The organism is Bradyrhizobium sp. USDA 4502 (assembly GCF_054063355.1).
The window spans coordinates 1,680,631-1,702,700 of sequence record NZ_JBSSGF010000001.1; the positions used below are offsets into that span (position 1 = coordinate 1,680,631).

Below are 22,070 nucleotides of genomic sequence, written 5' to 3' on the forward strand. Positions count from 1 at the left end.
ACTGACGACCGGCCGGAACGAAAATGGCCGCGGTTGCCCGCGGCCATTCGTGTTTCTGCTTGAGCGCTGCCTTTACTCGGCCGCCTGCTTGCGCGGCGGGTCGAGCGCGCCGGAGTCGTGGATCTCGGCGACCTGGTGATCGCTGAAGCCGAGCACCTCGCGCAGGATCTCGTCGGTGTGCTCGCCGAGCAGCGGCGAGCGCTGAACGTCGCTCGGCGAATCCGAGAGCTTAATCGGGTTGCCGACCGAGACGTACTTGCCGCGGGTCGGATGATCGACCTCGACCACGGTGCCGGTCGCGCGCAGCGACTGGTCTTCGGCGATCTCCTTCATCGACAGGATCGGACCGCAGGGGATGTCGTCCTTGTTGAGGATCTCCATCGCCTCGAACTTGGTCTTGGTCATCGTCCACTGCTCGATGCGGGCGAAGATCTCGTTGAGGCGCGGCAGGCGGGCCGGCGGCTTGGCGTAGTTCGGATCGGTCTTCCAGGTCGGCTCGCCGATCACGTCGCAGATCTTCTCCCAGACCGGGGCCTGGGTGATGAAGTAGATGTAGGCGTTCGGGTCGGTCTCCCAGCCCTTGCACTTCAAGATGCGGCCGGGCTGGCCGCCGCCGGAATCGTTGCCGGCGCGCGGCACGGCATCGCCGAACGGAATGCCTTCGCCGAACTGGCTGTATTCCTTCAGCGGACCGTGGGCGAGCCGCTGCTGGTCGCGCAGCTTGACCCGGGCAAGGTTGAGCACGCCGTCCTGCATCGCGGCGGTGACGCGCTGGCCCTTGCCGGAGTGGGTGCGATGGTACAGCGCGGTGACGATGCCGAGTGCGAGATGCAACCCGGTGCCGCTGTCGCCGATCTGCGCGCCGGTGACCAGCGGCAGGCCGTCGCGGAAGCCGGTGGTCGAGGCGGCACCGCCGGTGCACTGCGCGACGTTCTCGTAGACCTTGCAGTCCTCATACGGGCCGGGGCCAAAACCCTTGATCGAGGCGACGATCATCTTCGGGTTGATGGCCTGGATCTTCTCCCAGGGGAAGCCCATGCGATCGAGCACGCCGGGGCCGAAGTTTTCGACCAGCACGTCGCACTGCTTGATCAGCGCGGTCAACACTTCCTTGCCCTTCGGGTTCTTGGTGTCGAGCGTGATCGAGCGCTTGTTGTGATTCAGCATGGTGAAATACAGGCTGTCCACGTTCGGGATGTCCTGCAGCTGGCCGCGCGTGATGTCGCCGACGCCGGGACGCTCGACCTTGATCACGTCGGCGCCGAACCAGGCCAGCAATTGCGTGCAGGTCGGACCCGACTGGACGTGGGTGAAATCGAGAATGCGAACGCCCTTCAGCGCCTTGGTCATAATGTTTGCTCCGTACTCTGTCTGCCCCTGCACCCGCAGGGAGTGATGGGGGTTAGGGGTTACTTCTTCTTCTGCAGAACGCTCTGCGGATTGAGGTTGCCGATGCGGCCGCTCTCCGAGCCCGCCGCCGGATCGATCACCGCGTTGATCAGCGTCGGCTTGCCGGAATCCAGCGCCGCATTGACCGCGCGCTTCAACTCGTCCGGCGAGGTGGCGTTGACGCCGACGCCGCCGAAGGCTTCCATCATCTTGTCGTAGCGCGAGCCCTTGACGAACACGGTGGTCGCCGGATCGTCGCCGGCGCTGTTGACGTCGGTGCCGCGATAGATGCCGTCATTGTTGAAGATCACGACGCAGATCGGCAGCCTGTAGCGGCAGATGGTCTCGATCTCCATGCCCGAGAACCCGAACGCGCTGTCGCCTTCGACCGCGAGCACGGGCAGGCCGGTCTCGACCGCAGCGGCGATCGAATAGCCCATGCCGATGCCCATCACGCCCCAGGTGCCGACGTCGAGCCGCTTGCGCGGCTTGTGCATGTCGACGACGCCACGGGCGAGGTCGAGCGTGTTGGCGCCCTCGTTGACGAAGATGGTGTCCGGACGTTCCGCGATGATGGCGCGCAGCGCGCCGAGCGCGCCGTGATAGTCCATCGGCGAAGCGTTGCTCATCAGCTTCGGCGCCATCTTGGCGACGTTGTCGTCGCGCTTCTTGGCGATGGTCGAGAGCCAGTCGGACGGCGCCGCGGTCCAGTTCGCGCCCATGGCGTCGAGGAACGCCGAGACGCAGGAGCCGATATCGCCGACCACGGGAGCGACGATCTCGACGTTGGAATCCATTTCCTTCGGCTCGATGTCGACCTGGATGAACTTCTTCGGAGCTTCACCCCAGCTCTTACCCTTGCCATGCGAGAGCAGCCAGTTGAGGCGGGCGCCGATCAGCATCACGACGTCGGCTTCCTTCAGCACGGTCGAGCGCGCCGCACCCGCGCATTGCGGATGCAGATCGGGCAGCAGGCCCTTGGCCATGCTCATCGGCAGGAACGGCACGCCGCTCTTCTCGACGAAATTCTTGATCGCTTCGTCGGCCTGCGCGTAGGCCGCGCCCTTGCCGAGGATGACGAGCGGACGCTTCGCGCTCTTCAGCACGTCCAGCGCGCGCTTGACCGAAGACGGGGAGGGGATCTGCTCGGGCGCGGCGTCGATCACCTTGACCAGCGACTTCTGACCGGCGTCGGCGTTCATCACCTGCGAGAACAGCTTTGCGGGCAGGTCGAGATAGACGCCGCCCGGACGGCCCGACACCGCGGCGCGGATCGCGCGCGCAAGGCCGATGCCGATGTCCTGGGCGTGCAGCACGCGGAACGCCGCCTTGCACAGCGGCTTGGCGATCGCGAGCTGGTCCATCTCTTCATAGTCGCCCTGCTGCAGGTCGACGATCTCGCGCTCGGACGAGCCCGAGACCAGGATCATCGGGAAGCAGTTGGTGGTGGCGTGGGCGAGCGCGGTGAGGCCGTTGAGGAAGCCGGGCGCCGACACCGTGAGGCAGACGCCGGGCCGCTTGGTCAGGAAGCCGGCGATCGAGGCCGCATAGCCGGCATTCTGTTCATGGCGGAACGAGAGCACGCGAATGCCCGCCGCCTGGGCCATGCGGCCCAGGTCCGTGATCGGGATACCCGGCACACCATAGATGGTGTCGATGCCGTTGAGCTTGAGCGCATCGATGACGAGATGGAAGCCATCGGTCAGTTCTTGCTCGGTGCCCGGTGCCTCGGACTTCGTAGCGGTATTCAGCATCGGCATCGTCTCCCTGATCGTTCTTTGTTCGGACGATCTGATTGTCGTCTGAAGCGGGTGTGGACTCTCAAACTTAAGTGAACGGTTCTCTACGTGAATAATTCTTGGCCGTGCGCCTCGACATAGGCGGCAAGCCCAAGCGTGTGGTCGCGCGCGCGCTTCTCGGCAAGCTCGGTGTCGCGCGCTTCCAGCGCCTCGATGATCCCGAGATGCTCGGGCAGCGAGGTCGCGGTGCGGTCCTTGCGGCCGATCGTGAGCTGGCGATAGCCGCGCACATGCAGCAGCAGGTCATTGGTGAGGTCGACCAGAACAGGCGATTCCGACAGCGAGATCAGCGCCTGGTGGAAGGCGATGTTGGCCTTGGAATATTCCTCGACGTGATCCTGCGGCAGGCGATCGTCGCTGAAGTCCTTGAAGAAGTCGCGCAGCGCCGAGATGTCCTTCTTGCGCGCGGTGGTCGTGATCAGGCGCGCCGCCATGCTCTCCAGCGCCGCCCAGGCGCGGATCATGTCGACGATCTCCGCCTTGGTGCGGCGGACCACGACGATGCCGCGGCGCGGCACGGTCTTCACGAATCCGTCCTGCTCGAGCATCGCGATCGCTTCGCGGATCGGCGTGCGGCTGACGCCGAGGCGCTCGGACAGTGCGCGCTCGTCGAGCATCACCGGCTCCGGCGTCGCGTAGATGTCCATCTTCAGGATCGCTTCCTTCAAGGCTTCATAGGCCTTGTTCTTGAAGCTCGTCTCCGGCGCGATCCGGACGATGGCGATATCTGTGTCAGCCATGGTGGGCGACGCCTTGGTCTGTTTCGGTTCTGGCACGACTCGTCTCCTCCTCTTGGAGACGTCTTCTTAGCAGAAGAAATTACCTTAGATTTTTGGCATGCCAAATACCAGAATGTCAAGCTGCCTATATTTTTCGATCTTTTTGGACCTCGACCGACCTTGACAATTGCGTTTTTGGCATACCAAATGCCACGAAATCTGTCCCAGGAGGAAGCCAATGTCAAATTCGAAGGATGCGGTCCGCAAAATTCTCGATGCGGTCAGGGCCGACAAGCGCACGAGCCTCACCGCGCCTGAAGGCAAGGTGGTGTGCGATGCCTACGGCATTCCGGTGCCGAAAGAGGGTGTCGCCAAGTCGGCGGCCGAGGCCGCCCGCATCGCCTCCGACATGGGCTTCCCGGTCGTGATGAAGATCGTCTCGCCAGACATCCTCCACAAGACCGAGGCCGGCGGCGTGGTGGTCGGCGTCAAGAGCGCCGCCGAGGCCGAGAAGAGCTACGAGACGATTCTCGCCAACGCCAGGAAGTACAAGGCCGACGCCAAGATCGAGGGCATCCAGGTCCAGCAGATGCTGGGCGGCGGCACCGAGGTGATCGTCGGCTCGATCACCGACGGCTCGTTCGGCAAGCTGGTCGCCTTCGGTCTCGGCGGCGTGCTGGTCGAAATCCTCAAGGACATCACCTTCCGCCTCGCGCCCGCGACCAAGGACGATGCGCTGTCGATGCTCGACGGCATCCAGGCGCATGAGATGCTGAAGGGCGTGCGCGGCGGCGAGGCGGTCAATCGCGAGGCGCTCGCCGACGTCATCGTCAAGGTGTCGCAGTTGGTCAGCGATTTCCCCGAGATCGTCGAGCTCGACCTCAACCCGGTGTTCGCCACCAGCAAGAACGCGATCGCGGCCGACGTCCGCATCGTCGTCGACTTCAACTACAAGCCGCGCCCGGCGCCGCGTCCGACCGAAGAGATCGTCGCCGCGATGAACCGAATCATGCAGCCGAAGGGCGTTGCTGTGATCGGCGCCTCCGCCGAGGACGGCAAGATCGGCAACTCCGTGATGAAGAACCTCATCAACGGCGGCTACAAGGGCGAGATCTATCCGATCCACCCCAAGGCCGACGAGATCCTCGGCTACAAGGCCTACAAGAGCGTCAAGGACGTGCCCGGCGAGATCGACACGGCGGTGTTCGCGATCCCGGCGAAATTCGTCGCCGGCGCGCTCGCCGAATGCGGCGAGAAGAAAATCCCCGGCGCGGTGCTGATTCCCTCGGGCTTTGCCGAGGCCGGCGCGCCGGAATTGCAGGCCGAGATCGTCGAGGTCGGCAAGAAGTACAATATCCGCCTGATGGGGCCGAACATCTACGGCTTCTATTATACCCCGGCCAATCTCTGCGCCACGTTCTGCACCGCCTATGACGTCAAGGGCCACGCCGCGCTGTCGTCGCAGTCGGGCGGCATCGGCATGGCGATCATCGGCTTCTCGCGCTCGGCCAAGATGGGCGTGTCGGCGATCGTTGGCCTCGGCAACAAGTCCGACATCGACGAGGACGATCTGCTCGCCTTTTTCGAGCAGGATCCCAACACCAACCTGATCGCGCAGCACTGCGAGGACCTGAAGGATGGCCGCGCCTTCGCGGAAGCCGCCAAGCGCGTCTCCAAGAGGAAGCCGGTGGTCGTGCTCAAGGCCGGCCGCACTTCTGCGGGTGCGAAGGCGGCCTCGTCGCACACCGGCGCGCTCGCCGGCAACGACAAGATCTACGAGGACGTGTTCAAGCAGTCGGGCGTGATCCGTGCCCGCAGCCTGCGGCAGCTGCTCGAATTCGCCCGCGGCGTGCCGGTGCTGCCGACGCCGAAGGGCGAGAACGTGCTGATCATCACCGGCGCCGGCGGCTCCGGCGTGCTGCTCTCCGACTCCGTGGTCGACAACGGCCTGTCGCTGATGCAGATGCCGCCGGATCTCGATGCGGCGTTCCGCAAGTTCATCCCGCCGTTCGGCGCGGCCGGAAATCCTGTGGATATCACCGGCGGCGAGCCGCCGATCACCTACGTCAACACGGTCAAGCTCGGCCTGTCGGATGAGCGCATCCACGCGCTGATCCTCGGCTACTGGCACACCATCGTGACGCCGCCGATGGTGTTCGCGCGCAACATGGTCGAGGTGAAGAAGGAGATGGAGGCCAAGGGCTTCGTCAAGCCGATCGTCGCCTCGCTCGCCGGCGACGTCGAGGTCGAGGAAGCCGCCGAGTATCTCTACCAGAACGGCATCCCGGCCTACGCCTATTCGACCGAACTGCCGGTCGAGGTGCTCGGCGCCAAGTACAAGTGGGCGCGCGGCGCGGGCCTGCTCTGATCTTCTGATCTGTCGAATGCCACAGGCCGCCCCGGACACCGTCCGGGGCGGCCTTTTCGCTGGGCTGTCCCCATCCGCAATGGGCCGCCGAGATGAGCGGGAAGGGCGCGGTCAGCCCGATCGTGCGAAACCAAGCCAGGCTTTCTGATCCTCCTGCGCGGGTTCCGCGCACCATCTTCTTTTCCGGACCCGCGCGCGGCTGACGAAGCTTGCCTTCCGCATCTGATGTGCTACTGATATATCAGATCAGGAATGACGGAGGGACCCGCGATGGAGTTGGCTGCAACAGGGATGACCGACCGCCAGCGCAAATATCGCGCGACCTACCGCGAGCGCGTGGTGGGCTGGTACAATGGCTGGCTGCATGTCGTGCTGATCTACACGATCGGCTTCACGGCGCTGTATGTCTATCTGGCCAATGTGCACGACGTGAAATGGTGGGAATACCTCACCATTCCCGTGGTCTTCCTGATCGCAAACTTCTTCGAATGGGCGGTGCATCGCTTCGTCATGCACCGGCCCTCGAATGTGCCCTTGCTGCGCGCGATCTACAGCCGCCACACGCTGATGCACCATCAGTTCTTCACCGAGGAGGAGATGCGCTTCGCCGATCATCACGACTGGCGCGTCACCTTCTTCCCGCCCTATGCGCTCGTGGTGTTTACTCTGATGTCGATCCCGCCGGCGATCGTCGCGGGCCTTGTGATCTCGGCCAACACCGGCTGGCTGCTGATCACCACGACGACCTCGATGTACCTGATCTACGAGTTCATGCATTTCTGCTGCCACGTCGAGGAAAATGCCTTCGTGCGCAACATGCCGTTCGTCAACACCATCCGCCGGCATCATACCGCCCATCACAACCAGTCGATCATGATGGAGCGGAACATGAACCTGACCTTCCCGGTGATGGACTATGTGTTCGGCACCTCCGATCTCAATCGCGGCCTGCTTGGCCACATCTTCAACGGCTACAGCACGCGCCATGTGAAGACCGACATGCGCCGGACGGCGCGGACGCCGCGGGTCATGGCGAAGGAGCAATCGGTGCCGCATGCCGCAGCTTGAGCCCAATCTCGCCGGTCTCGCCTGGTTCGGCCTGCTGTGGAGCGTGTGCTGCATCGGCTTCCTGCAACTGGCCGGGATGTACCCGCTGCGCGGGCGCGCCGTCCTGCCGGTGACGATGACGACTGCACTATGGGTGGTGCTGCTCGCCGGCACGCTGGCATTCGCGCTGGCCGAATTGCGCTGGACCACAATCGTTGTCGTCGGCGGCGTGCTGTTCTTGTTTCTACCCGGGCTGTTTCAGGCGCTGCCGGAATGGTGGCGCGACGGACGCGCGGGATTGCGGCTGTCCTGTTGCGCCATGATCGCCGCGCTCGCGCTGCTGGTCCGCGTCGCGGCGCCGTCCTTTTCCACGTGGATAACCTGAAGGGAGGTCTCGATGCCAAGCCACATCAAGCTCATGCTGTCGCTGGCCTGCCTCGCCACGGCGGCCTGCGGATATTTTTTCATGGTCTATCTGGGACAGCAGGGACCGAGCTATGCGGTAGCCTTCCTCGGCGTGTTCGCAACCGTCGCGATGTGGATATTCCCCGAGGTCGTCAAGAAGGACCTCAAGATGCGTCCGCCGGGATCCTGACCGAGCTCCTGATATGATGCTGCAGCACAGGGAGGATCCGATGGCGAGCTATACCGGGGACCGCACCATCGACGGCATTTCGGTGCTGGTCGACGGCAAGCCGCTGTCACCGCACTACGACCAGCTTCGTCTCACCGAACACGGCTTTGAATGGAGCTACGAGGGGCCCGAGCCGGCACAACTGGCCTTCGCGCTGCTCTATGACCATCTGCACGATGCCGCTGCCGCGAAAGCGTTGCACGAGAGCTTCATGCGGCGCGTCGTCGCCAATTTCGACAATGAATGGGAGCTCTCCTCGGCCGATCTCGACGAGGCGGTCGCGGCGCTGCGCTCCGGACAGACGGCCTGAGCCGTGCTGATCTGATGCCCCCGGCAAAGAATTCCTGAGATGACCCTGACCTGTCGCGCGGCGGTGCTGCATCAAAGCGGAACGCCGCTCTCCGTCGAGCGCGTATCGCTTGCGCCACCCATGCCGACCGACGTCGTGGTGAAGGTGCGCGCCGCGGGGCTCTGCCACACCGATCTGGAAGTCATCGACGGATCGTTGCGCTATCCCTTGCCGATAATCCTCGGGCACGAGGCGGCCGGCGTGGTCGAGGAAATCGGCAGCGCGGTGCGCGACATCAGCGTCGGCGATCGCGTCATCCTGTCCTGGAATCCGCATTGCGGGCACTGCTTTCACTGCGACCGCGCGCAGCCGATCCTGTGCGAGACCTATCTCGCGCGGGGCGCGGAAGGCGTGCATTTCGACGGCGCATCGAAGGCGCAGCTCGCGGACGGACGCAAGCTGACGCACCTGATGTTCCTCGGCGCGTTCTCGGAATATGTCGTGCTGCCGGCCCAGCAGGCGATCGTCGTGCCGAACGACATCCCGTTCGACCGCGCGTGCCTGATCGGCTGCGGCGTCATGACCGGCGTCGGCGCCGCGCTGAACGTCGCCGCCATCGGTCACGGCGATACCGTGATGGTCACCGGCTGCGGCGCGGTCGGGCTGGCAGCGGTGCAGGGCGCCCGGCTTGCCGGCGCAGGTGCTGTCATCGCGGTCGACCTCGATGATGCAAAGCTGGCGCTGGCGCGGCAGCTCGGCGCCACGCACGTCGTCAACGCGGCCCGCGAGGACCCGGTCCAGTTCGCAAAGCAGGCGACGGGCGGCCGCGGCGCCGACGTCATCCTTGAAGCGGCGGGCCATCCCAACGCGTTTCGGCAGACCGCGGAGGCGGTACGGCCGGGCGGCGAGGTGATCTGGCTCGGCAAGATCGACGTCACGCGGGACGTGAGTTTTCGCTGGGGCGCGTTGATGGGCGAGAAGCGATTTCGCCGCTCGAGCTATGGCGGCGCGCGGCCACGGCGCGACTTTCCCTTGCTGGCGCAGGCCTATCTGGACGGCCGGCTTAAGCTCGACGAACTGATCACAGGCCGCTGCAGCCTCGACAGCATCAATGACGGCTTCGAGGCGCTGCGGCGCGGACGTTCGATCCGCACGGTCGTCGAGCTCTGAGAGCCGTTACAGCGTCGAACGTGCAAAACTCTCGATGTAGTCGATCAGGCTATCGGAGGCCGCGCCCGCGGCGTCGACGCGGCGCTCGGCGACGGCTTCGGCGACGTCGGCATGCAGCCGCGCCGCGAGCGGCAGATCGGCCGCTTCCTTGTAATGCTGGTACCAGAACCGGCGCGACAGGCCATGCATCAGGCCCATGGCGCGGGAGGCGAACTCGTTGCGCGACGCCGCGGAGATCAGGGTGTTGAACTGGTGATCCAGCCGCATGAACAGCAGGTCGTCGGATTTCTCCGCCGCGCGCCGCATGCCGGCGGCGATCTCGGAGAACTGGGTGCGCTGCTCGCTGGTGGCGCGCTCGGCGGCGCCGCGCGCCATCAGCCGTTCCAGCTCGCGCCGGACTTCGAGCAGGCGCAGCTGGGCCCTGAGGTCGATCTCGGACACCAGCACGCCGCGGCGGGCCAGGATGTTGACGAGGCCGTCGCGCGACAGGCGCTGCAAGGCCTCGCGGATCGGGGTTCGGCCGATGTTGAGCCGCTTGGCGAGCACGAGCTCGGAGAGCGCGGTGCCCGGCGGCAGTTGCAGCGTCACGATCAGCTCTTCCAGCTCGGCATAGGCGCGATCGGTGAGCGTGACGTCGCTTTGCGGGAGCGGGGCCGGCGCGGAACCGCGCGGCTTGTCGCCGGCGGCGGACGATTGCCGTGCCGGCCGGCGGCTTCCTGCTGTGCGCACGCGCACCGTGCTGGATCGTTTGCTCGAATTTACCATCAGGATCGTGAGTGCTGCTGTACAGCAGATATCTCACACGCCCGATGGCAATGACAAGGCCGGTCGATCGGCCTAAGCCGAATCGGACGGCGCGCCGCGCGCCCATCAGTGCGAAATGCTTTCCAGCGTCCGGCCGCGGGTTTCCTCGCCGAGCAACAGCACCGCAAGCGCCGCCACCACGAACGCGCCGGCGCCGAGCGCAAACACGCCGCCTTGTCCAGCCGCCGGCAGGATCACGCCGATCACATAGGGGCCGATCAGCGAACCGATTCGGCCGACCGCGGAGGCAAAGCCCGTTCCGGTGGCGCGGACATGGGTCGGGTACAGTTCGGGCGTATAGGCGTAGAGCGCCGACCACATGCCGAACAGGAAGAACTGCATGCAGAGGCCGGCAATGATGAGCTGGGTCTGGTCCGCCGCCGAGCCGTAGAAATGGCAGGCGATCGCGCCGCAGAGCAGGTTCATCACCAGCGTCGCCTTGCGGCCCCAGGATTCGACGAGCCACGCCGAGACCAGGAAGCCGGGGATCCCCGCGAGCGAGATCAGGATGGTGTAGAACACCGATTTGGTGATCGGGAAGCCCTTGGCCTGCAGCAGCGCGCCGAGCCACGTGGTCAGGCCGTAGAAGCCGAGCAGCGCGAAGAACCACAGGGTCCACAACATCGTGGTCCGCTTGGCATAGATGCCCGAAAACAGCGTTCTCAGGCCGGTCACTTCGGACGCGGGGGCGGCCACCTGGCGCACCACCGGCGGCAGCTCCTTGCCGCCGAGACGGTCGCGGACCCTGGATTCGATGTCGCGCACGGTCGCTTCGGCCCGCTCCGAATAACCGTGGGACGCAAGCCAGCGCGGCGATTCCGGAACGAAGCGGCGCACCACCAGCACGAACACGGCCGGGATTGCCTGCAGGATGAAGACCCAGCGCCAGTCGGCGACCTGCAGCACGAAGTAGGTCAACAAGCCCGACGCGATGAAGCCGAGCGGCCAGAATCCTTCGAGGAACGCGATGTAGCGGCCGCGGTTGCGCGCCGGCATGATCTCCGAGACCATCGACTGCGCGACCGGAAACTCCATGCCCATGCCGAAGCCGAGCAGCAGGCGGGACGCACCGAGCGCGGTCGCCGTGGTGGACAGACCGCAGCACAGGCTGCCCAGTCCCCAGAAGATCATGCTGACCTGGAAGACGCGGGCGCGGCCGAAACGGTCGGCGAGCAGGCCGGCGGACGCGGCGCCCGCGAACATGCCGAGGAAGCTCATGCTGGACAGCAGCCCGGTTTCCGCCGTCGACAGGCCGAAGGTCTGGCGGATCGAACCGAGCACGAAGGTGAGCGCGGCCAGATCCATGCTGTCGAAGAACCACGCGGTCGCGATGATTCCGAAGATCCAGCGCTGATAGGAGGTGAGCGGCAGGCGTTCGAGCCGCGCCGCGATATCGGCGACCTGCTGCGCCTGCGCGGTTCGCGCAACGGCGGCCGGAGCCCGGCTTCCCGCTGCCGCGGTGACGTCGGAAATGGTCATTGCTGCCTCCCCAAGTAGAGATTGATGGGCTTCTTGTCGGCCCCTTTTAATAAAATGTCACACGGATAGCAGTGATATGTCAATTGCTGATCACACGCGAATTGGCGGCGCGGGCCGGGCTGCGGCAGCGGGTGAGGCCGCGGACACATCGGCGCGTAGCCCGGTCCTTCCGTGATCCGGTCGACCATCCCTGCCGCGTCGGGCATCCTGCGAAGCGGCATCAAGAGCCGGTTAACGGCATCCGAGAAATCGGGCGCTAACGGATAATCCGGCTTTAATGGGGAGTCGACTAAACGTCACGTGGTTGCAAGGTGCCGGATGCCTGGAGGTATCCGATGTTGCGTCGGGCGGAGGCGTTTTCCCCATATGTCAGTTCAGGCCGATCTGGATTTTGCGAGCGACGATCGCGCGAGGGCGCAGATCGGCGCGGCGGTGAACTATCTGCTCAGGGACGCGACCGGCGTCGCGCGTGAGCATGCCATCGAGACCATTGTCGAGATGGTGCGCGACATCGCAAGCCGGCCGCTCACTGTCGAAGCGGCATCGATTCAGCCGCTGATGAGCGGCGTCAGCTATCGGGATTTTGTCATCGATGCCTACCGGCGCGATGTCGATCGCTGGCGCGCGACCATCCGCCGTTCGAACGGCAAGAAGATCCGGATCGCTTCGCCGCCGTCGGTGCGCGACGAGGCGACGACCACAGCGGACGCGATCACCGCCGAGAAGGCCATCGAGTTCGCCAGGCGGGCGATCGACTTGGGCGAGGTGATCTGACCTCGCCGCCTCAAGGCTGGCATCGCCGCGACGTCTTGGCGATGCCGCCTATGCTTGGGACGCGCGATGTGCTCCGATACGGCAGCTGCGCCGGTTCCGCAGCTGTCTGCGGAATTGTCCATTCATCCTGTCCCAGCCGAGAAATGCCATGCCTTCCGAACTCCGTTCGCCGCGTCTGGCCGTCCTGATCGACGCCGACAACGCATCTGCAAAGATCGCCGATGGGCTGTTCGAGGAGATCGCCAAGATCGGCGAGGCCAGCGTGCGCCGGATCTACGGCGACTTCTCCAATCCCAGGTCCAAGGGCTGGGCCGACATCCTGTCGAAGCACGCCATTATTCCACAACAGCAATTCGCCTATACGACCGGGAAGAATGCATCCGACATCACTTTGGTGATCGACGCCATGGACCTGCTGCACAGCGGCCGTTTCGACGGCTTCTGCCTGGTGTCGTCGGACAGCGATTTCACCCGGCTTGCCGCCCGCATCCGCGAGCACGGCATCGACGTGTTCGGGTTCGGCGAGCAGAAGACGCCGGAGAGTTTTCGGCAGGCCTGCCGCCGGTTCGTCTATACCGAGAATCTGCGCGGCGGCGCGCCGAGCAATCAGGATGCCGCCGTGCGGGCGCAGCCGTTGCAGCCGCCCGAGGCCGCCACGCCGATCATCAAGAAGGTCATCAGCCAGATGGCGAGCGAAGACGGCTGGGTCACGCTTGGCGAGGTCGGACGGCAGCTGGCCAATTTCGCGTCGGATTTCGATCAGAGGACCTACGGCTTCCGCACCCTCGGCGAGCTGGTGCGCAGGACCAACGCTTTCGAGATCGAGTCGAAGGGCGGGACGATGCGAATCCGCATCAAGCCAGCGGCTGCACCGCCGCCAAGACGGCGAGCTCCGAGACGGCGAGCCGATCAAAAGCCGTCGGAATGAACGGCGCGCCGCGCGCTCTGTTCTGAACGATCTCTGAATCTGAACCCAGGATGAATGCTGCTTCGGACATTGTTCGGAGCGGCATTTTCGTTTGTGCTGGAATCAAGCGAATTGCGCACGGAACTGGAGTTGCGCGGGTTGCAGCATTGGAACTGGAACGTTCTCGTTGCTTGCGATGTTGAGGGGGCATCGATCAATTCGGAGGAGGAGAATCATGAACAAGCGTTTTGCTGTGTCCCTTGTCGCTGCTGCGTCGCTGCTCGCGTCCGGCTCGGCCTTCGCGCAGTCCACGACCGCGGCGGGTGCCGCGAACGGCGCGCGGGCCGGTGGCGAAATCGCGGGCCCTGTCGGCGAGATCGTCGGCGGCACGGTGGGTGCCGCAGTCGGCGCCGGCCTCGAGATTCCGAATGCGGTGATCACCTCGATCCCGCGCAACGAGCCGTCGGTGGTGGTGCGTGAACGCGTCGTGGTCGGCGAGCCGCTGCCCGACACCGTCGTGCTGCGCCCGGTGCCGCGCTACACCGAGTATCGCTACGCGGTCGTCAACGACCGCCGCGTGATCGTGGAGCCGCGCACCCGCCGGATCGTCAAGATCATCGACTGATCGCATCGATTTCCCGTCATTGCGAGGAGCTCGCGACAAAATTGCGAAGCAATTTTGCGCTGAAGCGACGAAGCAATCCATCGCGCCGCATATGCTGAAGCGTGGATTGCTTCGCTTCGCTCGCAATGACGGAAGTGGAGAAATATCATCCTCGCGGGCCCATCGCCCGCGGGGATTTTCTTGGTCCGATTTTTCGTGGGTCCCATGAATACCGGCATGGCACGTGCCCGCTTTTTTCATGAAGCGACCGGTTGGCCTGACGCCGCGATCCCCTAAACTGATCCGCAACGGATGGACGCAGCCAGCGTTCGTCTCAATCAAGAGCAGGGGATGGAGACATGGCTCGGAAGATCGCGATCGTCGGCGCGGGCGCTGTCGGCGGCTATGCCGGTGCGCATATGGCGCAGGCAGGGGAGGACGTCACCTTCATCGATCCCTGGCCCGCGCATGTCGAGCACATGCGCAAGCACGGCCTGCGCGTCACGCACGCGATGGACGTCGCGGAATTCTCGGTGCCGGTGCGCGCACTTGATGTCACCGACGCGCAGCAGCTGGCGAAAGAGAAGCCGGTCGACATCGCCTTCGTCTGCATGAAGTCCTACGACACCGCCTGGGCCACCATGCTGATCCGGCAATATCTGGCGGCGGATGGCTACGTCGTCTCGCTGCAGAACTGTATGAACGAGGAAACCATCGCCGGCATCGTCGGCTGGGGCAAGACGCTCGGCTGCATCGCAAGCAGCATCACCGTCAATTTGCCGGAGCCGGGCCATATCCACCGCGGCGCCGGCAAGGGCGGCGCAGCGCACACCGTGTTTCGCGCCGGCGAGGTGCATGGTCGCATCACGGCGCGGGCGGAGGAAGTCTGCCGCCTGGTCGGTTATTCCGACAGCGCCAAGGTGACCTCCAATCTCTGGGGCGAGCGCTGGTCCAAGCTCGTCGCCAACGTGATGGGCAACGGGCTCTCGGCCTGCACTGGTCTAACGGGCGGCGAGGTGCTGCAAAGCGAGCCGCTGCGCCGCTTCTCGACGCGACTCGGCAGCGAGGCGATCCGGGTCGGCCAGGCGCAGGGCTATCAGCTGGAGGAGATCCTGCATCTGCCGCCCGAGACCATCGCCCGCGCCGGCGAGGGCGACGAGGCCGCGACGCGCGCCTGCGACGAGCAGCGCTTCAAGGATGCCAAGCGCACCTCATCGGCGCAGCGCCCCTCGATGGGCCAGGACATGCAGAAGGGCCGCCGCACCGAGATCGAATTCCTCAACGGGCTCGTGGTTCGCGAAGGCGAGAAGCTCGGCATCACCTGCAATGCCAATGCCGCGCTGACCGACATCGTCAAGCGCGTCGAGCGCGGCGAGCTCGCGCCGGATCCGCGGCACATCACGGAGTTGAGGATGAATTGAGGGCGAGTTCAATATCGCGAACCGGCGCGCCACCGCTCTGATGGGGTAATGGGCATGGTCGTCACTTGATCCCATACCTTGCCAAATCGTCGGCAACATTTGGCCTCACCGCCAACGCAGCGGCAATATCGACGTCGCCGGCCTCGACGTCTCCCTTCTGGCGCTTGGCCGTTCCACGACCGTAAAGCGAAAGCCCTATTTTGGGATCGATTCGCAGAGCGGAATCATAGTCGGCGATGGACTTATCGAGTGCGCCTTTCTTGAGATAGGCAAGGCCACGACTATCGAGAATGCTGGCATCATCTGGCTTGATACGTAGGGCCTCATCGCAATCGGCCAGTGCGGCATCGAGGGCGCCCAGCATGACCCGGAGCAGGCATCGACTGTTAAACAAGGCGGCGTTGCGGGGCTCAAGCTTCAAGGCTTGCTCAAGGTCAATCAGGGCGCGATTATAGTCGTGCTTTCCCGCGTATGCACGGGCCCGACGCCAGCGAGCGGTCGCATTTCCGGGATCAGCGTCAAGAGCGATCGCCCGCTCGTAATCCGAATTGGCGCGCTCGCGATCGCCTCCTAGCTCAAACGCTTCGGCTCTCGTGCTATAGCCGGCCGGGCACATCGGGTCCAGCTTGATCGACTGGTCCAAGTCTTCGATGGCCCGTCCATATTCGCGCTTACTGATGTAAATCTGGCCGCGGATCACATAAGCGCGGGCGTTGCTAGGATACAGTCTGATGGCTTCGCCGGCGTCCTCAATTGCGTGCTCATGGTCCGCCATTCGGAAATAGGTCCCGGCACGTCCGAGCAAGGCGACCGAAGAACTGGGATCGAGAGCAATCGAACGATTGTAGTCCTCCAGTGCTTTGTCGGGCTGGCGGATTCCCAGATAAAGTCTGGCTCGTCGGGCAAATAGCCGCGCGTTGTCCGGATCGAGCTCAATCACGCGGCCAAGGCCTTCTATGGCTCTCTCGTAAGCGCCCGTGGACGATAGTGCGGTGCTCGCAACCATCGCACCAGCCTTTCTGCTTTTGGCGAGCGCAGGGGCATCGGGAATTCTGCCTTCGGCTGCTGGCGGTGCATCGTTACGGCAGGCCGACACGATCCTTTGCTGCTGCTGCGCGTTCTGCGCTCGAGCACCGTCAGTTCCACCAGCGATGATCAGGAGCACCGATAACGCGGAAGCCATAGTTGGCCGCACTATCGTATTCCCAAGGGATTGGAGACCTACAGACCTACACGCCATAGTGTCGTTTCAATCAAGGCTAGGTTCGCCTTGGGACATGGAGATGACGACATTCGAATGTCTCTACCGGGCATCGACGTGGCGCGTATTGTTCACATACCTAGCATTGCTGCGCGGTGTCTACCACCACGACCAGGATGCTTCGTGCGGCAGGCCCCTACAGCAGCTGCCGTACCCCCATCCCGTTCATGAACCGCTCGCGGATCTGCACGGGGTCGCGGCGGGTGGTGCCGGTGCCGGGCTTATCGTCGATGCGGACGCCGATCAAGGTTGGGCCGGAGGCCTGTTTCGACTGCTCGATCAGTCGCTCGAAATCGTCCTCGTCGGCGGCCCATGAGCTGCTCGCGATGCCGCTGGCGATTGCGACCTGAACGATATCGGTATGGCCGGCGGCCGGCGTCGGCTGCGCGCCCGTGATCTGGTAGATACCGTTGTCCATCACCACCATGGTGAGATTCTTCGGCGCCAGTGTCGCGATGGTCGAGAGGCAGCCGAGCTGCATCAGCAGCGAGCCGTCGCCTTCGAGCGCGAACACGCGCCGGTTCGGCTGTGCCAGCGCGACGCCGAGCGCGATCGGGAAGGCGAGGCCCATGCTGCCCAGCATGTAGAAATTCTGCGGGCGGTGGCCGGCGGCCCAGAGGTCGAAATTGGTGTTGCCGATGCCGCCGATCACGGCCTCGTCCTTCAGCCCGGCGACGAGGCGCTGGGTGAGCTCGAAGCGGTTCATCACCTTGGTGTTGCGCGCGGGGGTGCTGGTCATGGCTGATCTCACTTGTCGAAGGTCTTGCCGCCGGTCAGCAGCGGCGAGAGGATCAGCGCCACCGGCGCCTGGGTCGTGACGGCCTGCTTGATCGAGCGGTCGGCGATGAATTCGAGCTCGTCGAGCCGGGTGATGGTGTGATGCTCCATCGCCAGCGAATCCAGCACCGGGCGCATGGTGCGGCAGACCAGCGCCTGGCCGTAGTTGAACTCGCCGAGCGTGCCGCGCTCGGAGACGAACATGATCAGCGGGATCTGGTAGGGCACCGCGAGCGAGGCCAGCACGTTGGCGAGCGTGGCAAAGCCCGAGGTCTGCATCAGCACCGCGCCGCGGGTGCCCGCCATCCAGGCGCCGGAGACGATGCCGACCGCTTCTTCCTCGCGCGCGGTCGGAAACGTCGTGAAATAGGGATCGGCGTGCAGGTCCTTGATCAGCGTGGTCAGCACCCGGTCGGGCACATAGGGCACCAGCTTGATCTCGTTCCGCTTCAGCGTCTGCAGCACGATGCCGTGCCAGCTGGTCGCTGACTTCTGGGACGAGGCTTGTTCCGCGGCCGCCATCCTGTTCTCCCTGCTCGCGCGACGCTGGTGGCCGCTTGCCGCACGAAACTTGACGCGGTGCCTGCGATTGTCAACATGTCGCGGCCGCAACGCGATCTGCGGAATTCGGCCATCGCAGCGCCGAACCAACGTGCGATACAGGCGTAACGAAAAAAGGGACGGGAGGCGTCGATGGCCGGATGGGTCTGGCGGACCGCCATTGCGGCAGCGGCCATTTTTGTGGCCGGGCTTGCGTCCGCGCAGCCGTTCCCGGCCAAGGCCGTTCACATTCTCGTTCCATATCCGCCCGGCGGCGGCGTCGATGTGCTGACGCGGACGCTCGCCGAAGCGGTGTCGAAGACCTGGACGCAATCGATCGTGGTCGAGAACCGGCCCGGCGCCGGCGGGGTGATCGCCTCGCAGGCGATCGCGACCTCCGCACCTGACGGTTACAATCTGATCATGGTGGCGAGCGGCCACGCCACCAATCCGTTCCTTTATCCAAAGCTGCCCTACGACACCTTCAAGGATTTCTCGCCGATCTCGCTCTTGGCGTCGGCGCCGAACGTGCTGCTGGTGCGCGCGGATTCGCCGTTCAAATCGGTCGCCGACGTCATCGCTGCGGCGAAGGCGAAGCCCGGCAGCCTGTCCTTCGCCCATGCCGGTAACGGCACCTCGACCCATCTGGCCGGCGAGCTGCTCAAGAGCCTCGCCAGGATCGATCTCGACGCGATCCCCTACAAGGGCGGTGCGCCCGCGATCAACGATCTGCTCGGCGGGCAGATTCCGCTGTCGTTCAACAACGGTCCGGAATCGGTCGGGCAGCTGCAGGCCGGCACGGTTCGCGCGCTGGCGGTGACGACCGGCTCGCGTGCGCCGTTCCTGCCTGACGTGCCCAGCATGTCGGAAACCGTGCCGGGCTACGACACAGAAGTGTGGTGGGGGCTGCTCGGACCCGGCAACATGCCGGCCGACCTCGTCGCCAAGATCTCGCATGATTTCGTCGCGGCGGTGAACACCGATGCCGTGAAGGAGCGGCTCGGCAAGCTCGGTGCGATTCCGATCGGCTCCACGCCGGACAAGTTCGCCGCCAAGATCAAGGCCGACTACGACAAATGGGGGCCGATCATCAAGGCCGCCGGCATGAAGGCGGAATAGAACATGGCTGCGTCGGAGATTCCCGCCTGCCTGCCGCCGCGTCCGGTGACGCCGCCAAGGGACAAGCTGCCGCCAAAGGCCTGCGATACGCATGCGCATGTGTTCGGCCCGGCTGACCGCTTCCCCTATGCCGGCGATCGCAGCTACACGCCGCCGGACGCGCCGCTTAAGACCTATCTCGGCATGCTCGACGCGCTCGGTTTCGCCCGCGGCGTGCTGGTGCAGGGCAGCGCGCACGGCCACGACAATTCGGCGATGCTGGATGCGTTGCAGCGTGAACCCGCGCGTCTGCGTGGCGTCGCGGTGGCCGATGCCGATGTGGCGGCAGGCACGCTGCGGCAATGGCATGTGCTCGGCGTCCGCGGCCTGCGCTTCAACCATTTCTTCCGCGGCGGGCAGCTGCACTATCGCGGCGGCATTCCCTTGAAAGTTGCCGAGACGCATGCGGGCGTGATGGCCGAGCTCGGCTGGCATCTGCAGCTCTGGATCGACGTGAAGGATCTGCCCGACACGATCCCGACGCTGAAGGCGCTCGGGTTGCCGGTCGTGGTCGATCACATGGGCCGCACCGATGCTGCCGCCGGCATCAACACCGCGGGCTTTCAGAGCCTGCTGCGTGCGGTGGACGAAGGCTGGTGCTGGGCCAAGCTCTCGGGCGCGCATCGCCTGAGCCAGCGGGCGCCCGATTATCCGGATGCGCGGCCGTTCCACGAGGCGCTGGTCGCAGCCAATCCTGAACGGCTGGTGTGGGGCGGCGACTGGCCGCATCCGCGGGTCGAAGGCGAAATGCCCGACGCCGGCCATCTGCTGACGCTGTTCCAGGACTGGACGCCGGATGCGGCGACCCGGCACCGTATCCTGGTCGACAATCCCGCACGACTCTATGGCTTCCCAAACTGAAAGCTGCTCGAAGACATGACCGTCAACAACAAGCGCGTGTTCTACGTCAAATACCTCGCCCACGAGATCTACGTCGATATCCTGAAGAAGCGGCCGGACGTCCGGCTCGATCGTCTCGAGAACGAGACGCCGGAGGCGGCGTTCGCGCCCGTCCTTGCCGACGCGCACGCCTATCAGATCGGCGCGGCGCGCGATGAGCTGGCGCCGCATTTCCATGCCCATGCTGAGCTGTTGAAGCGTGCGCCGAATCTTCTGATCGTGTCGTCGAATGGTGCCGGCTTCGATCCCGTCGATGTCGATGCCTGCACCGCGGCGGGCGTGCTTGTCGTCAACCAGTCCGGCGGCAATGCCAATTCGGTCGCCGAACACGCGCTCGGCATGATGCTGACGCTGTCGAAGCGGATCATCCAGTCCGACCGCAGGCTGCGGCGCGAGGCCAATGTCAACCGCAACGACCTGATCGGCAACGAGCTGAAGGAGAAGACCGTCGGCATCGTCGGGCTCGGCAATGTCGGCCGCCGCATCGCCGAGCTGTGCAAGGGCCTCCTGCACATGAAGGTGATCGCCTACGATCCCTATCTCACGGCGGATGAGATGGCAAAGCGGGGCGGGGAGAAGGTCGAGCTCGACGATCTCCTGCGTCGCGCGGACTTTGTTTCGATCTCGTGTCCGCTGGACAAGAACAGCCGCGGCATGATCGGCGCGCGCCAGTTCGCGCTGATGCAGCCGCACGCCTACTTCGTCACCACTGCGCGCGGCTTCATCCACGACGAGAAGGCATTGGAAGAGGCACTACGTGAAAAGCGCATCGCGGGTGCGGGCCTCGACGTCTGGGACAAGGAGCCGCCGCCGCCGGATCATCCGCTGCTGCAGTTTGACAATGTGCTGGCGAGCCCGCACACCGCCGGCGTCACCCGCGAGGCGCGCATCAACATGGGCCGGATCGCGGCCGAGCAGATCCTCGATGCCCTCGACGGCAAGCGCCCGCCGCGCATCATCAATCCCGAGGTGTGGCCGGTCTACGCAAGACGGTTCGAGAAGGCGTTCGGGTTCATGCCGGGATAGGGTCGGCAGTGCCCCTGCGGGGCCGCGGCTGCGCGCGGTCAAAAATATCGAAAACAACCTCATGCAAAGGAGCTGGCGGCTGTCGGCGTTCGAGCAGGCAGCTTGACGCGTCGGGCAACTCAGGGGTACATTTCCAATATTCAGAAATCGTGCAAGCGCTGGGCTTTGCGGGGGAGAATACCCGCAAGGGCGGAAGGGAACTCTTCCGCCGGTGCTTCCCTCGCACAAGCGGCCAGCCGTGCGAGCGTTGTTGCGCGGGCAAAAACACCGGAGAAAATCTCCTTCGTTGCAGCCTCGATCGAGGCAATAAACCCACTGCCGAACGACCGCCTCGCAACACGTCCGTTTTTATTTTCCCTGAGATATCGACGGCTTAGCCCGAAATCGCCATTTTCCGTCTGTGCCCGACCATTCCGGGCACGGAAGGAAGATTTTCATGCGACAGGTCCAGTCATTGCTCCGCAACGCGCCCGCCAGGATCGGCCGCCGTCTTGCGCAGATCGTCGCGATCGCCGCCGCCAGCCTGCCCCAGGCCGGCGCGTAGCTTTTCCCGCTGCGAACAGTCGCACGCGTATCAGCCGAATTAACTCACTACCCTTTCGTGTTAGTGCTAGCGTGGTACCCCCGGGCTCTGCCGGTGCAGCAGGGAGGGTTCCATGTCACGCTTCGTCGTTCATTTCATGAAAGACGTGCTCGGCGGCAATGGCCGCGAGCGCGAGGTTTGCCAGGGTGCGCTTGAGATCGACGCCTCGAGCGAGGGCCAGGCCACCGAGATGGCCAAGGTCAAGTTTTGCCAGGAGCAATCGCTGTGCGACTGGTCACTGCATGCCGACCGCATCCGGATCGAGGCGGCCGACTTGCACGTGAGCTGACGTCGGCGCCTCGTTGCCACCGCGGGTAAGCCGAGCCGAATCGGCATCGGAAGTTCACCTCTCCCGTGGGAGAGGTCGGCGCGTGGCGCCGGGTGAGGGCACACGGTCCTCGTTGGTGCCGCGGCCCCTCAC

22 protein-coding genes are annotated in these 22,070 nt (G+C 64.7%); 14 read left to right on the forward strand and 8 right to left on the reverse strand.

Translation table 11 applies throughout. The features are described 5' to 3' along the window. Positions 1–72: 72 nt before the first annotated feature. From frc to ACVW1B_RS07435, 3 genes are all read right to left on the reverse strand, one after another. Positions 73–1,350, reverse strand: a complete 1,278-nt coding sequence (gene frc / locus ACVW1B_RS07425; protein ID WP_057020269.1) for a formyl-CoA transferase — start codon at positions 1,348–1,350, stop codon at positions 73–75. A 59-nt stretch (positions 1,351–1,409) separates the two neighbouring features. Next, a complete protein-coding gene (gene oxc / locus ACVW1B_RS07430; RefSeq protein ID WP_253609458.1) occupies positions 1,410–3,143 on the reverse strand; it encodes an oxalyl-CoA decarboxylase in 1,734 nt (577 codons plus the stop codon). A gap of 89 nt (positions 3,144–3,232) precedes the next feature. After that, positions 3,233–3,928, reverse strand: a complete 696-nt coding sequence (locus ACVW1B_RS07435) for a GntR family transcriptional regulator (protein ID WP_050387017.1) — start codon at positions 3,926–3,928, stop codon at positions 3,233–3,235. A gap of 217 nt (positions 3,929–4,145) precedes the next feature. Here ACVW1B_RS07435 and ACVW1B_RS07440 point away from each other — a divergent pair, with 217 nt between their 5' ends. The 6 genes from ACVW1B_RS07440 (at position 4,146) to ACVW1B_RS07465 (ending at position 9,415) form a co-directional block, all read left to right on the forward strand. Then, complete coding sequence (locus ACVW1B_RS07440) at positions 4,146–6,275, forward strand: acetate--CoA ligase family protein (protein ID WP_456821442.1); 2,130 nt, start codon at positions 4,146–4,148, stop codon at positions 6,273–6,275. A 270-nt stretch (positions 6,276–6,545) separates the two neighbouring features. Then, positions 6,546–7,343, forward strand: coding sequence for a sterol desaturase family protein (locus ACVW1B_RS07445; protein ID WP_076833360.1), 798 nt, complete (start codon positions 6,546–6,548; stop codon positions 7,341–7,343). Further along, positions 7,330–7,707, forward strand: a complete 378-nt coding sequence (locus tag ACVW1B_RS07450; RefSeq protein WP_456821443.1) for a hypothetical protein — start codon at positions 7,330–7,332, stop codon at positions 7,705–7,707. The genes ACVW1B_RS07445 and ACVW1B_RS07450 overlap by 14 nt, the downstream gene beginning before the upstream one ends. A gap of 12 nt (positions 7,708–7,719) precedes the next feature. Next, positions 7,720–7,917, forward strand: coding sequence for a hypothetical protein (locus ACVW1B_RS07455; protein WP_024579640.1), 198 nt, complete (start codon positions 7,720–7,722; stop codon positions 7,915–7,917). A 40-nt stretch (positions 7,918–7,957) separates the two neighbouring features. Next, on the forward strand, positions 7,958–8,266 hold the full coding sequence (locus ACVW1B_RS07460; protein ID WP_028345228.1) for a DUF6166 domain-containing protein: 309 nt from the start codon (positions 7,958–7,960) through the stop codon (positions 8,264–8,266). Positions 8,267–8,305: 39 nt separating this feature from the next. Beyond that, on the forward strand, positions 8,306–9,415 hold the full coding sequence (locus ACVW1B_RS07465) for a Zn-dependent alcohol dehydrogenase (RefSeq protein WP_456781055.1): 1,110 nt from the start codon (positions 8,306–8,308) through the stop codon (positions 9,413–9,415). A 6-nt stretch (positions 9,416–9,421) separates the two neighbouring features. Here the strand turns inward: ACVW1B_RS07465 and ACVW1B_RS07470 are convergent, their stop codons facing one another. Both ACVW1B_RS07470 and ACVW1B_RS07475 read right to left on the reverse strand, forming a co-directional pair. Continuing rightward, complete coding sequence (locus tag ACVW1B_RS07470; protein ID WP_253609454.1) at positions 9,422–10,180, reverse strand: GntR family transcriptional regulator; 759 nt, start codon at positions 10,178–10,180, stop codon at positions 9,422–9,424. 105 nt (positions 10,181–10,285) lie between these two features. Further along, the gene (locus ACVW1B_RS07475; RefSeq protein ID WP_057020275.1) at positions 10,286–11,698 is read right to left on the reverse strand and encodes an MFS transporter; all 1,413 of its coding nucleotides are present in this window, start codon (positions 11,696–11,698) and stop codon (positions 10,286–10,288) included. Positions 11,699–12,064: 366 nt separating this feature from the next. Here ACVW1B_RS07475 and ACVW1B_RS07480 point away from each other — a divergent pair, with 366 nt between their 5' ends. The 4 genes from ACVW1B_RS07480 (at position 12,065) to ACVW1B_RS07495 (ending at position 15,404) form a co-directional block, all read left to right on the forward strand. Next, on the forward strand, positions 12,065–12,472 hold the full coding sequence (locus ACVW1B_RS07480) for a hypothetical protein (protein ID WP_456821444.1): 408 nt from the start codon (positions 12,065–12,067) through the stop codon (positions 12,470–12,472). Between the two features lie 148 nt (positions 12,473–12,620). Further along, on the forward strand, positions 12,621–13,400 hold the full coding sequence (locus ACVW1B_RS07485; RefSeq protein ID WP_253609452.1) for an NYN domain-containing protein: 780 nt from the start codon (positions 12,621–12,623) through the stop codon (positions 13,398–13,400). A gap of 214 nt (positions 13,401–13,614) precedes the next feature. After that, positions 13,615–14,004: a DUF1236 domain-containing protein gene (locus ACVW1B_RS07490; RefSeq protein WP_016842369.1), complete on the forward strand. Its 390-nt coding sequence runs from the start codon at positions 13,615–13,617 to the stop codon at positions 14,002–14,004. Positions 14,005–14,342: 338 nt separating this feature from the next. Further along, the gene (locus ACVW1B_RS07495; protein ID WP_456781053.1) at positions 14,343–15,404 is read left to right on the forward strand and encodes a ketopantoate reductase family protein; all 1,062 of its coding nucleotides are present in this window, start codon (positions 14,343–14,345) and stop codon (positions 15,402–15,404) included. Positions 15,405–15,465: 61 nt separating this feature from the next. Here ACVW1B_RS07495 and ACVW1B_RS07500 read toward each other — a convergent pair whose 3' ends face one another. The 3 genes from ACVW1B_RS07500 to ACVW1B_RS07510 form a co-directional block, all read right to left on the reverse strand. Then, on the reverse strand, positions 15,466–16,569 hold the full coding sequence (locus ACVW1B_RS07500) for a tetratricopeptide repeat protein (RefSeq protein WP_456781052.1): 1,104 nt from the start codon (positions 16,567–16,569) through the stop codon (positions 15,466–15,468). Between the two features lie 232 nt (positions 16,570–16,801). Then, positions 16,802–17,404 carry a thiamine pyrophosphate-dependent enzyme gene (locus ACVW1B_RS07505; protein ID WP_283062492.1) on the reverse strand — a complete coding sequence of 201 codons (603 nt, stop codon included), beginning with the start codon at positions 17,402–17,404 and terminating at the stop codon, positions 16,802–16,804. An 8-nt stretch (positions 17,405–17,412) separates the two neighbouring features. Then, the gene (locus ACVW1B_RS07510) at positions 17,413–17,964 is read right to left on the reverse strand and encodes a thiamine pyrophosphate-binding protein (protein ID WP_253609448.1); all 552 of its coding nucleotides are present in this window, start codon (positions 17,962–17,964) and stop codon (positions 17,413–17,415) included. A 171-nt stretch (positions 17,965–18,135) separates the two neighbouring features. On the opposite strand from ACVW1B_RS07510, the gene ACVW1B_RS07515 reads away from it, so the two are divergent. From ACVW1B_RS07515 to ACVW1B_RS07530, 4 genes are all read left to right on the forward strand, one after another. Continuing rightward, positions 18,136–19,101, forward strand: a complete 966-nt coding sequence (locus ACVW1B_RS07515; protein WP_456821445.1) for a Bug family tripartite tricarboxylate transporter substrate binding protein — start codon at positions 18,136–18,138, stop codon at positions 19,099–19,101. 3 nt (positions 19,102–19,104) lie between these two features. Beyond that, positions 19,105–20,001: an amidohydrolase family protein gene (locus ACVW1B_RS07520; RefSeq protein WP_456821446.1), complete on the forward strand. Its 897-nt coding sequence runs from the start codon at positions 19,105–19,107 to the stop codon at positions 19,999–20,001. Positions 20,002–20,016: 15 nt separating this feature from the next. Next, positions 20,017–21,066: a hydroxyacid dehydrogenase gene (locus tag ACVW1B_RS07525; RefSeq protein ID WP_456821447.1), complete on the forward strand. Its 1,050-nt coding sequence runs from the start codon at positions 20,017–20,019 to the stop codon at positions 21,064–21,066. Between the two features lie 656 nt (positions 21,067–21,722). Next, a complete protein-coding gene (locus tag ACVW1B_RS07530) occupies positions 21,723–21,938 on the forward strand; it encodes a hypothetical protein (protein ID WP_028331505.1) in 216 nt (71 codons plus the stop codon). Positions 21,939–22,070: the final 132 nt, after the last annotated feature.

Coding starts and splice junctions, on each gene's coding strand:
- ACVW1B_RS07525 (WP_456821447.1), top strand. CDS start 20,017: ATGACCGTCAACAACAAGCGCGTGTTCTACGTCAAATACCTCGCCCAC.
- ACVW1B_RS07480 (WP_456821444.1), top strand. CDS start 12,065: ATGTCAGTTCAGGCCGATCTGGATTTTGCGAGCGACGATCGCGCGAGG.
- ACVW1B_RS07435 (WP_050387017.1), bottom strand. CDS start 3,928: ATGGCTGACACAGATATCGCCATCGTCCGGATCGCGCCGGAGACGAGC.
- ACVW1B_RS07515 (WP_456821445.1), top strand. CDS start 18,136: ATGGCCGGATGGGTCTGGCGGACCGCCATTGCGGCAGCGGCCATTTTT.
- ACVW1B_RS07460 (WP_028345228.1), top strand. CDS start 7,958: ATGGCGAGCTATACCGGGGACCGCACCATCGACGGCATTTCGGTGCTG.
- ACVW1B_RS07485 (WP_253609452.1), top strand. CDS start 12,621: ATGCCTTCCGAACTCCGTTCGCCGCGTCTGGCCGTCCTGATCGACGCC.
- ACVW1B_RS07450 (WP_456821443.1), top strand. CDS start 7,330: ATGCCGCAGCTTGAGCCCAATCTCGCCGGTCTCGCCTGGTTCGGCCTG.
- ACVW1B_RS07455 (WP_024579640.1), top strand. CDS start 7,720: ATGCCAAGCCACATCAAGCTCATGCTGTCGCTGGCCTGCCTCGCCACG.
- ACVW1B_RS07520 (WP_456821446.1), top strand. CDS start 19,105: ATGGCTGCGTCGGAGATTCCCGCCTGCCTGCCGCCGCGTCCGGTGACG.
- ACVW1B_RS07495 (WP_456781053.1), top strand. CDS start 14,343: ATGGCTCGGAAGATCGCGATCGTCGGCGCGGGCGCTGTCGGCGGCTAT.
- ACVW1B_RS07475 (WP_057020275.1), bottom strand. CDS start 11,698: ATGACCATTTCCGACGTCACCGCGGCAGCGGGAAGCCGGGCTCCGGCC.
- ACVW1B_RS07440 (WP_456821442.1), top strand. CDS start 4,146: ATGTCAAATTCGAAGGATGCGGTCCGCAAAATTCTCGATGCGGTCAGG.
- ACVW1B_RS07530 (WP_028331505.1), top strand. CDS start 21,723: ATGTCACGCTTCGTCGTTCATTTCATGAAAGACGTGCTCGGCGGCAAT.
- ACVW1B_RS07490 (WP_016842369.1), top strand. CDS start 13,615: ATGAACAAGCGTTTTGCTGTGTCCCTTGTCGCTGCTGCGTCGCTGCTC.
- oxc (WP_253609458.1), bottom strand. CDS start 3,143: ATGCTGAATACCGCTACGAAGTCCGAGGCACCGGGCACCGAGCAAGAA.
- ACVW1B_RS07470 (WP_253609454.1), bottom strand. CDS start 10,180: ATGGTAAATTCGAGCAAACGATCCAGCACGGTGCGCGTGCGCACAGCA.
- ACVW1B_RS07505 (WP_283062492.1), bottom strand. CDS start 17,404: ATGACCAGCACCCCCGCGCGCAACACCAAGGTGATGAACCGCTTCGAG.
- frc (WP_057020269.1), bottom strand. CDS start 1,350: ATGACCAAGGCGCTGAAGGGCGTTCGCATTCTCGATTTCACCCACGTC.
- ACVW1B_RS07445 (WP_076833360.1), top strand. CDS start 6,546: ATGGAGTTGGCTGCAACAGGGATGACCGACCGCCAGCGCAAATATCGC.
- ACVW1B_RS07510 (WP_253609448.1), bottom strand. CDS start 17,964: ATGGCGGCCGCGGAACAAGCCTCGTCCCAGAAGTCAGCGACCAGCTGG.
- ACVW1B_RS07465 (WP_456781055.1), top strand. CDS start 8,306: ATGACCCTGACCTGTCGCGCGGCGGTGCTGCATCAAAGCGGAACGCCG.